At 74.6% G+C, this 7,200-nt stretch carries 7 protein-coding genes; 1 reads left to right on the forward strand and 6 read right to left on the reverse strand.

All coding sequences use genetic code 11. From position 1 onward, the window contains the following. Positions 1–184: 184 nt before the first annotated feature. The 3 genes from J1M37_RS09830 to J1M37_RS09840 are packed head-to-tail and all read right to left on the reverse strand — an operon-like array spanning position 185 to position 3,194. Positions 185–766, reverse strand: a complete 582-nt coding sequence (locus tag J1M37_RS09830) for a hypothetical protein (protein WP_098470930.1) — start codon at positions 764–766, stop codon at positions 185–187. 60 nt (positions 767–826) lie between these two features. Beyond that, complete coding sequence (locus J1M37_RS09835; protein ID WP_049144852.1) at positions 827–2,239, reverse strand: MATE family efflux transporter; 1,413 nt, start codon at positions 2,237–2,239, stop codon at positions 827–829. 1 nt (position 2,240) lies between these two features. Continuing rightward, positions 2,241–3,194 carry a CPBP family intramembrane glutamic endopeptidase gene (locus J1M37_RS09840; protein ID WP_036317511.1) on the reverse strand — a complete coding sequence of 318 codons (954 nt, stop codon included), beginning with the start codon at positions 3,192–3,194 and terminating at the stop codon, positions 2,241–2,243. 143 nt (positions 3,195–3,337) lie between these two features. On the opposite strand from J1M37_RS09840, the gene J1M37_RS09845 reads away from it, so the two are divergent. Beyond that, a complete protein-coding gene (locus tag J1M37_RS09845; RefSeq protein WP_020621736.1) occupies positions 3,338–3,751 on the forward strand; it encodes a VOC family protein in 414 nt (137 codons plus the stop codon). A gap of 10 nt (positions 3,752–3,761) precedes the next feature. Here the strand turns inward: J1M37_RS09845 and J1M37_RS09850 are convergent, their stop codons facing one another. The 3 genes from J1M37_RS09850 to J1M37_RS09860 form a co-directional block, all read right to left on the reverse strand. Further along, complete coding sequence (locus J1M37_RS09850) at positions 3,762–5,273, reverse strand: SulP family inorganic anion transporter (protein WP_020621737.1); 1,512 nt, start codon at positions 5,271–5,273, stop codon at positions 3,762–3,764. 63 nt (positions 5,274–5,336) lie between these two features. Then, the gene (locus J1M37_RS09855) at positions 5,337–6,431 is read right to left on the reverse strand and encodes a hypothetical protein (protein ID WP_049147055.1); all 1,095 of its coding nucleotides are present in this window, start codon (positions 6,429–6,431) and stop codon (positions 5,337–5,339) included. Positions 6,432–6,447: 16 nt separating this feature from the next. Further along, positions 6,448–7,089, reverse strand: a complete 642-nt coding sequence (locus J1M37_RS09860) for an ABC transporter ATP-binding protein (protein WP_206452532.1) — start codon at positions 7,087–7,089, stop codon at positions 6,448–6,450. Positions 7,090–7,200 lie beyond the last annotated feature (111 nt).

Raw genomic sequence — 7,200 nt, forward strand, 5'->3', positions numbered from 1 at the left:
ACTCCTGACGGCTGGGGGCGGCTGGGGCGACACGGCCCGCGCAGGCGCCCGGGGCTGAGGCCCTCGGGGCGCGGCGGACCGGAGCCAGTCTACGCGTCCGGCCGACGGGTGGCCCCTCGGGGCCCCGAGGTCCTCCCCCGGCGAACGTCCGCCCCGCGGGTCAGGACGACGACGTCGGCCCGGTTCAGAGGCCCCTGGCCGTGCCCCGGTCCCGGCGCACCTCGTGGTGGAAGCCGAGCCCGGAGACCATCAGGAGCACGCCGATCAGGATCGCCCCGCCGCCGGCGATGCCGAGCAGGGCGTGCGGGCCGAAGCCCTGCAGGGCGGCTACGACCACGCCGCCCCCGGAGAGCAGGCCCACGAGTCCGGTCCACAGCTGGTCCCGCGCGGGGATGAACTCGCGGCGGTGGCGGGCCCACGCCACGAGCTCGGCGGCGCCGCCGAGCACGAGGGCGGCGCCGGCCGCCACGCCCACCGCCGCCGGGGACCCCAGGAACAGCAGCACGATCACGCCGAGCATCCACGCGGCCGCCGCCAGGGACAGCGGGGAGCGCATGGCCACGGGCACCGGGTCGCGGCGCAGGTACTCCCACATCGCCGAACCGGAGAACGCCAGGTACAGCGCGAACATGACCTTCATCCACGTCAGGCCCGGCTCGGCGACGAACACGGTGGTCAGACCGAACGCCAGCGCCACCACGGCACGGATCAGGATCGGCTTGAACACCACGGACGAGATCTCGAGGGGGGTCTGCACGGTAGCCACCGCCCCAGTCTAGGAGCAGTGCGGCCGCGGCCCGGCCCGCGCGTCACCGCCCGGACGCGCTCACACGACGCCGAGCCGCATCCAGTCGTCGCGCCGGGCCCGCCAGCCGAGGGTGAGCGCCCGCATCCCCATGTAGACCCCTGCGAAGCCGAGCCAGAGCAGGCCCAGCTGCACGCCGGCGTCGGGCACGGCGGCGTTCGGTCCGGGCCAGGCCGCGGTCCAGCCGAATCCGCCCGTGGCGAGCTGCGCGAGCACCCAGAGCGCCGGCGCGTAGACCACGAGGTTCACGAGGCCGGCGAGGGCGAGGTAGCGGGCGTCGCCGGCGCCGATCAGCACGCCGTCCAGCACGAACACGTACCCGGCCACCGGCTGCCCGGCGGCCAGCACCCACAGGCCCACGGTGGCGGCGGCCTGCACGGTCGGGTCCGTGGTGAACAGCCCCGGCAGCACCGGTGCCGCCAGGGCCAGCACGGCCCCGGTCACGACGCCGAAGCCCAGCCCCCAGCGCACCATCGTCCGGGTGAGGCGACGGGCCGCATCCGGCCGGGCGGCCCCGAGCTCGGCGCCGATCAGGGCCTGCGCGGCGATCGCGAGGGCGTCGAGGGCGAACGCCAGCGTGGAGAACAGCGTGAAGACGAGCTGGTGCGCGGCGAGGGTGAGGTCGCCCGCGCCGGCGGCGGCCATGACGGTGATGAGGATGGCCGCGCGCAGGCTCGCGGTGCGCAGCAGCAGCCACGAGCCCACCTGGGCCGTGGCGCGCATGCCCGACGCACGGGGCGCCCACACCGTGCCCGAGCGGCGGAAGCGCGGGGCCAGCACGAACAGGTATGTCACGAGCATCGCCCACTGCACCACGGACGTACCGACGGCCGAGCCAGCTACGCCCCAGCCCAGCCCGTACACCAGGGCCACGTTCAGCCCGATGTTCGCGCCGAAGCCCACACCCGCCACCACGAGCGGCGTCACGGTGTCCTGGAGGCCGCGGAGCACCCCGGTGGCCGCGAGCACGGCCAGCAGGGCCGGCAGCCCCGGCATGGACCAGCGCAGGTAGGCGACGGCGTGGGCCTGCACCTCGCCCGTCGCGCCGAGGGCCGCCGTCAGCGCGGGGGCCGCGAGCCAGCCGAGGACGGCCAGCACCGCGCCGAGCAGCAGGCCCAGCCAGATGCCGTCGCGGCCGCGGTCCATCGCGGCGGCCGGGTTCCCCGCCCCGATCAGCCGGGCCACCGCCGGGGTGGTGGCGTAGGCCAGGAAGATCATGAGGCCGGTGAGCGTGTGCAGGATGGTGGTGCCGATCCCGACGCCGGCCAGCTGGGCCGTGCCCAGGTGCCCGATGATCGCGGTGTCGGCCAGCAGGAACAGCGGCTCCGCGATGAGCGCGCCGAACGCGGGGACCGCGAGCGCGAGGATGCGCCGCGTGAGGGCGCGCGCGTCCTGCGGGGCGGGCGCCGCCGTCGAGCCGGAGGGTCCTGCCATCTCAGCCCAGCAGGGCCAGCAGCGGGGCCAGCGCCGTGGTCGGGGCAGTGGGGCCGGGCAGCGTGTCCGGCAGCAGGGGGGCCACGAGGTAGAGCATCGCGATGGCGATGCCGTTGTTCACCATGTGCAGCAGCACCGCGTACCCGAACGAGCGGCCCATCAGGATGTAGGACACCGTGATCGCCACCGCGAGGGTCAGGTACGGGACGGTCTCCACGAGCCGGAAGTCGCCGCCGGTGCCGAGGAAGTGCAGGAGTGTGAACGCGAGCACGGAGACCACGGCGCACACCCACACGTTGATCCAGCGGGAGAGCTTGCCGATCAGCAGGTGGCGGAACAGGTACTCCTCCACGAGCGGGGCGGCCACCACGGTCATGAGGATCATGAGCACGGGCGGGGCCTGCGTGGTCATCTCCTCGAGCGCGGCCTGGTTGGCGCTGGTCTGCGCCTCCCCGATGAGGCTCAGCACGATCACGTTCACGACGATGCACGCCAGCCACGTGGCGGGCAGCAGCAACAGCTTCCACCACGTCCCCGTGCGGAACACCCGCAGCGACGTCACGAGCGGGCGCCAGGCCACGGCCAGCACGAGCACCACGAGGATCGCGTAGCTGACGATGTTCACCGTGAACCCGTCGCGGACCAGGTCGAACGCCTCGAGGTCACCGGGGACCAGGCCGAGCGACACCGCCAGCCACAGCCCCAGCCCGAGCACCATGAGCGCCACGTACACGAGCACCACGACGGCGTCGCCCCAGTGGAACCGACCCGGGGTCCAGTCCGGCGCGGGGCGGGCCGCGGGCCGGCGGCCGGGCCAGCCGGCGGGGACGCCACCGGGGGCGCCGGGGTGCCCGTGCAGGCTCGGGGCGACGGCGGCGCGGCGGGCGGACGGCCGGCCCGACGGCGGCCAGCCGGCGGGCGGACCGGCCGGCGGGCCGGAGGGAGGAACGCTCATGGCGGCCACGCTACCAACGGGGGCGGACGCGCCAGGCCGCGGGCGCCGTCGTCGGGAGCGGCTCCGTGGCCCACGCCACGCCCGCGCGCCCGCGACACGCGCGCGGTGGCGGCGGGCCGACCGCCTCGTCTACGGTGCTCCCCATGGCCTTGTTCTCCCAGCCGGTGTTCATCAACCTCCCGACGACGGACACCGAGCGGATCCGTGAGTTCTGGACGACCCTGGGCGCCACCGCAATGGACGACTACTCGGACGAGCACTCGGTGTGCATCGAGCTCACCGAGTCGACGTACGCGATGTACCTCAGCCCCGGCTACTACACCGACTTCATCGGCAACCGTGAGATCGCCGACTGCCTCACCACCAACTCCGCCCTCATGGCGCTGACCGTCGGCGACGCCGCGGCGGTGGACGCCCTGGCGGACCGGGCGATCGAGCTCGGCGCCGCCGAGGTGCCCCTGCCCGAGGACCTGCGCGAGGAGATGGCCGACTCCGGCATGCACTCCCGCGAGATCGTCGACCCGGACGGGCACCAGTGGGAGTTCGTCACCGCCTGAGCCCGCCGGCTCAGGCGCCGAGTCGCCCGGTGAGGCGCGCGTGCATCGCCGCGGAGGCCTCGTTCAGCCCCGTCACCTCGGCGTGGATCCCGTGCCGGGCGTACTTGGTCAGCACCGAGTCGAGCGCGGCCACAGTGGAGGCGTCCCACACGTGCGCGGCACTCATGTCGATCACGACGCGCGGCGGGTCGAGGGCGTACTCGAACTGCGAGTAGAGGTCGTTCGAGGACGCGAAGAACAGGGCGCCGTGCACGCGATACGTGACGGCGTCGCCGTCGTCGTGGACCTCGCGGACCACCGTGACCAGACGCGAGACGCGCTGAGCGAAGAGCACCAGCGCAGCGAGCACGCCCACACCCACGCCGATCGCGAGGTTGTGAGTGAGCACCGTGGCCGCCACGGTCACGACCATGACGGCGGTCTCCGAGCGCGGCATCGCGCGCAGGGTGGCGGGGCGCACCGAATGCCAATCGAAGGTGGCGGCGGCCACGAACATCATCACGCCCACGAGCGCGGCCATGGGGATCTGCGCCACGAAGCCGCCGAAGGCCACCACGAGCACCAGCAGGAACACGCCCGCGAGGAACGTGGAGATCCGGGTGCGGGCGCCGTTCGCCTTGACGTTCATCATGGTCTGCCCCACCACGGCGCAGCCGCCCATGCCGCCGAACAACCCCGAGACCACGTTCGCGACACCCTGCCCCCAGGACTCGCGCGTCTTGTCCGAGCGGGTGTCGGTGATGTCGTCCACGAGCTTCGCGGTGAGCAGGGACTCGAGCAACCCCACGAACGCGATGCCGACGCTGAACGGCAGGATCAACCGGAGGGTCTCCCACGTCAGCGGGACGTCCGGCAGGCCGAGCACGGGCAGCGCATCCGGCAGCGCGCCCCGGTCCCCCACGCGCGGCACGGCCAGGCCGGCGGCCATCACCAGGGCGGTGACCACGACGACGGCCACGAGCGTCGCCGGCACCGCCGTGGTGAGCCGCGGCAACAGCACCACGATCGCCAGGGCCAACGCCGTGAGCGGGTACACGAGCCACGGGACGCCGATCAGCTCGGGCAGCTGCGAGGTGAACACGAGGATGGCCAACGCGTTGACGAACCCCACCATCACCGAGCGCGGGACGAACCGCATGAGCCGGGCCACACCGAACACGCCGAGCAGGATCTGGATGACGCCGCCGAGGATGATCGCGGCAAGCAGGTGCCCCACCCCGTACGCGTGGGACAGCGGTGCGACGACCAGCGCCACCGCCCCCGTGGCCGCGGAGATCATGGCGGGCCGGCCGCCCACGATCGCCGTGGTCACCGCCATGGTGAAGGACGCGAACAGCCCGACGCGCGGATCCACGCCCGCGATGATCGAGAACGCGATGGCCTCCGGGATCAGCGCGAGCGCCACCACGACGGCGGCCAGCACCTCCGTGCCCAGCAGCCGAGGGCTGCGCAGGGTGCGCAGGACGGACTGCCGCTGGAGCGGCGTGAGGGCAGGCGGGGGCGCGGCGGGTAAGGCGGGCATGCTCCCGAGGGTAGCGGTGCGCGGGCGGGGTGCCCGCCGGTGAGCGGGCCCGCCCGCCACCCCTCACGCCGTCCGCATCACCCGCACGGGGTCGCGGAACGCGGCGAACGCCGCCGGGGCGAGGCTGGCCAGCAGCGCGGTGAGGGCGGCCAGCACGGCCACCGCCGCCACGAAGTCCACCCCCAGCGTCCCGCCCTGGCCGGCGACGACGGCGTACCCGGCTCCGGAGCCCAGCACGGCGCCCAGCAGCGCAGGCACGGCGGTGCGCACGGCCACGAGCAGGATCAGGTCTCCGCGGCCGATGCCGAGGGTGCGGCGGCGGCCGAGGTCGCGGCGGCGGATGAGGACGTCGGCGAGCACCACGATGGACACGAAGAACGCGCCGGCTCCGAGGATCAGCAGCAGCAGGGAGCGTCCGAGCCCGGCGAGCTCGCCGGTGATCACCTGGTTGCCGGCGGAGAGGGCACGGGCGGTCTGGATGGAGGAGGCGCGCGGGTCGGGGTCGATCACGGCGAGCGCGGCCTCCTGCATGGCGCGGGTGCCGGCGGTGTCGGCGGCGAGGACGCGGACCTGCTGCATCACGAGGGCGTCCGGGGCGGCGGGGACGGTGAGGGCGTAGCCGTCGAGGTCCTGGAAGGGGTCCTGGGCCTGGAACGCCCCGACGACGGCCCACTGGCCGCCGTCCGTGGCCTCGATCGCTCCGGAGGGCTGGGCGAGGCCGAGCTCGGCGAGCTTGGCCTCGGGGACCACCACCTCGCCGGGGGCGGGCAGGCGGCCGCGGGTCAGCACGATGCCACGGTCCAGGGTGCCGACCACGTTCGTCACGGCCACGCGGGCGCCGCCCCGGCCGATCCCGGTGTTCACGGCGTCCATGGGCGAGTCCCGGGCGAGGGCGGCCTCGGCGGTGTCGAGTCCGGCGAGGGTGGCCGCGGTGGCGCCGGTGAGGAAACCGGTGCCGCCGGTGTCGGTGACGGTGAGCACGCGGGCGCCGGGGCCGGAGAGCTCTGCGGCGACGGCCGCCTCGGTGGCGGCCTGCCTGCCCACGGTGGCCACGGCGGCGAAGCACATGGCGGCCACCACGAGCAGCACGAGGGCGGAGGGCACGGGAGAGGTGCGTGCGGCGGTGACGGCTTCACGCAGCAGGGTGCGCAGGTTCATGGGCGGTCCTCCCGGTTCACAGCCGCACCACCTCGTCGGCGCGGGCGACGACGGCGGGGTCGTGGGTGGCGACCACCACGGTGCGCCCCTCGGCGGCGGCATCGGCGAGGGCGTCCATGACGAGGCCGGCGTTGTCCGGGTCGAGGTTGCCCGTGGGCTCGTCCGCGAGGACGACGACGGGCGCGTTCACGAGGGCGCGGCACACGGCCACCCGCTGCGCCTGCCCGCCGGAGACCTGCCCGGGCCGGTGGTCGGCGCGGTGGGCGAGGCCGAAGCGCTCGAGCAGCGCCCGTGCCCGGTCCTCGAGCGTCTGGCGCTCCAACCCGGCGTAGAGGCCGGGCTCCACCACGGAGTCCAGGATGGGGCGGGACGGGTCCAGCTCCGAGTCCTGGAACACGAATCCCACGGAGGTGGCGCGCAGGCGGGAGCGCTCCCGGTCCGGGCGGGTGGAGGCGTCGACGTCGCCGAGGCGCACCACTCCGGAGGTGGGCGTGAGCATGAGCCCGAGCACGTACAGGAGGGTGGACTTGCCGCGCCCGGAGGGCCCGGTGAGGGCGGTGACGGCGCCCGGCGTGAACGCGTGGGTGAGGCCGTCGAACAGCTCCTCGGCGGCGCGGGTATAGGCGAAGCGCAGGTCCTCGACGGCGAGGGCGTCCATGACGAGGCCGGCGTTGTCCGGGTCGAGGTTGCCCGTGGGCTCGTCCGCGAGGACGACGACGGGCGCGTTCACGAGGGCGCGGCACACGGCCACCCGCTGCGCCTGCCCGCC

Source organism: Micrococcus sp. KRD012, from assembly GCF_017168555.1.
In the GTDB taxonomy this organism is placed as follows: Bacteria; Actinomycetota; Actinomycetes; order Actinomycetales; family Micrococcaceae; genus Micrococcus; species Micrococcus luteus.

Bases quoted from the DNA above. Each gene is read 5' to 3' on its own strand.
- J1M37_RS09835 (WP_049144852.1), bottom strand. From the start codon at position 2,239: ATGGCAGGACCCTCCGGCTCGACGGCGGCGCCCGCCCCGCAGGACGCG.
- J1M37_RS09840 (WP_036317511.1), bottom strand. From the start codon at position 3,194: ATGAGCGTTCCTCCCTCCGGCCCGCCGGCCGGTCCGCCCGCCGGCTGG.
- J1M37_RS09845 (WP_020621736.1), top strand. From the start codon at position 3,338: ATGGCCTTGTTCTCCCAGCCGGTGTTCATCAACCTCCCGACGACGGAC.
- J1M37_RS09850 (WP_020621737.1), bottom strand. From the start codon at position 5,273: ATGCCCGCCTTACCCGCCGCGCCCCCGCCTGCCCTCACGCCGCTCCAG.
- J1M37_RS09855 (WP_049147055.1), bottom strand. From the start codon at position 6,431: ATGAACCTGCGCACCCTGCTGCGTGAAGCCGTCACCGCCGCACGCACC.
- J1M37_RS09860 (WP_206452532.1), bottom strand. From the start codon at position 7,089: ATGGACGCCCTCGCCGTCGAGGACCTGCGCTTCGCCTATACCCGCGCC.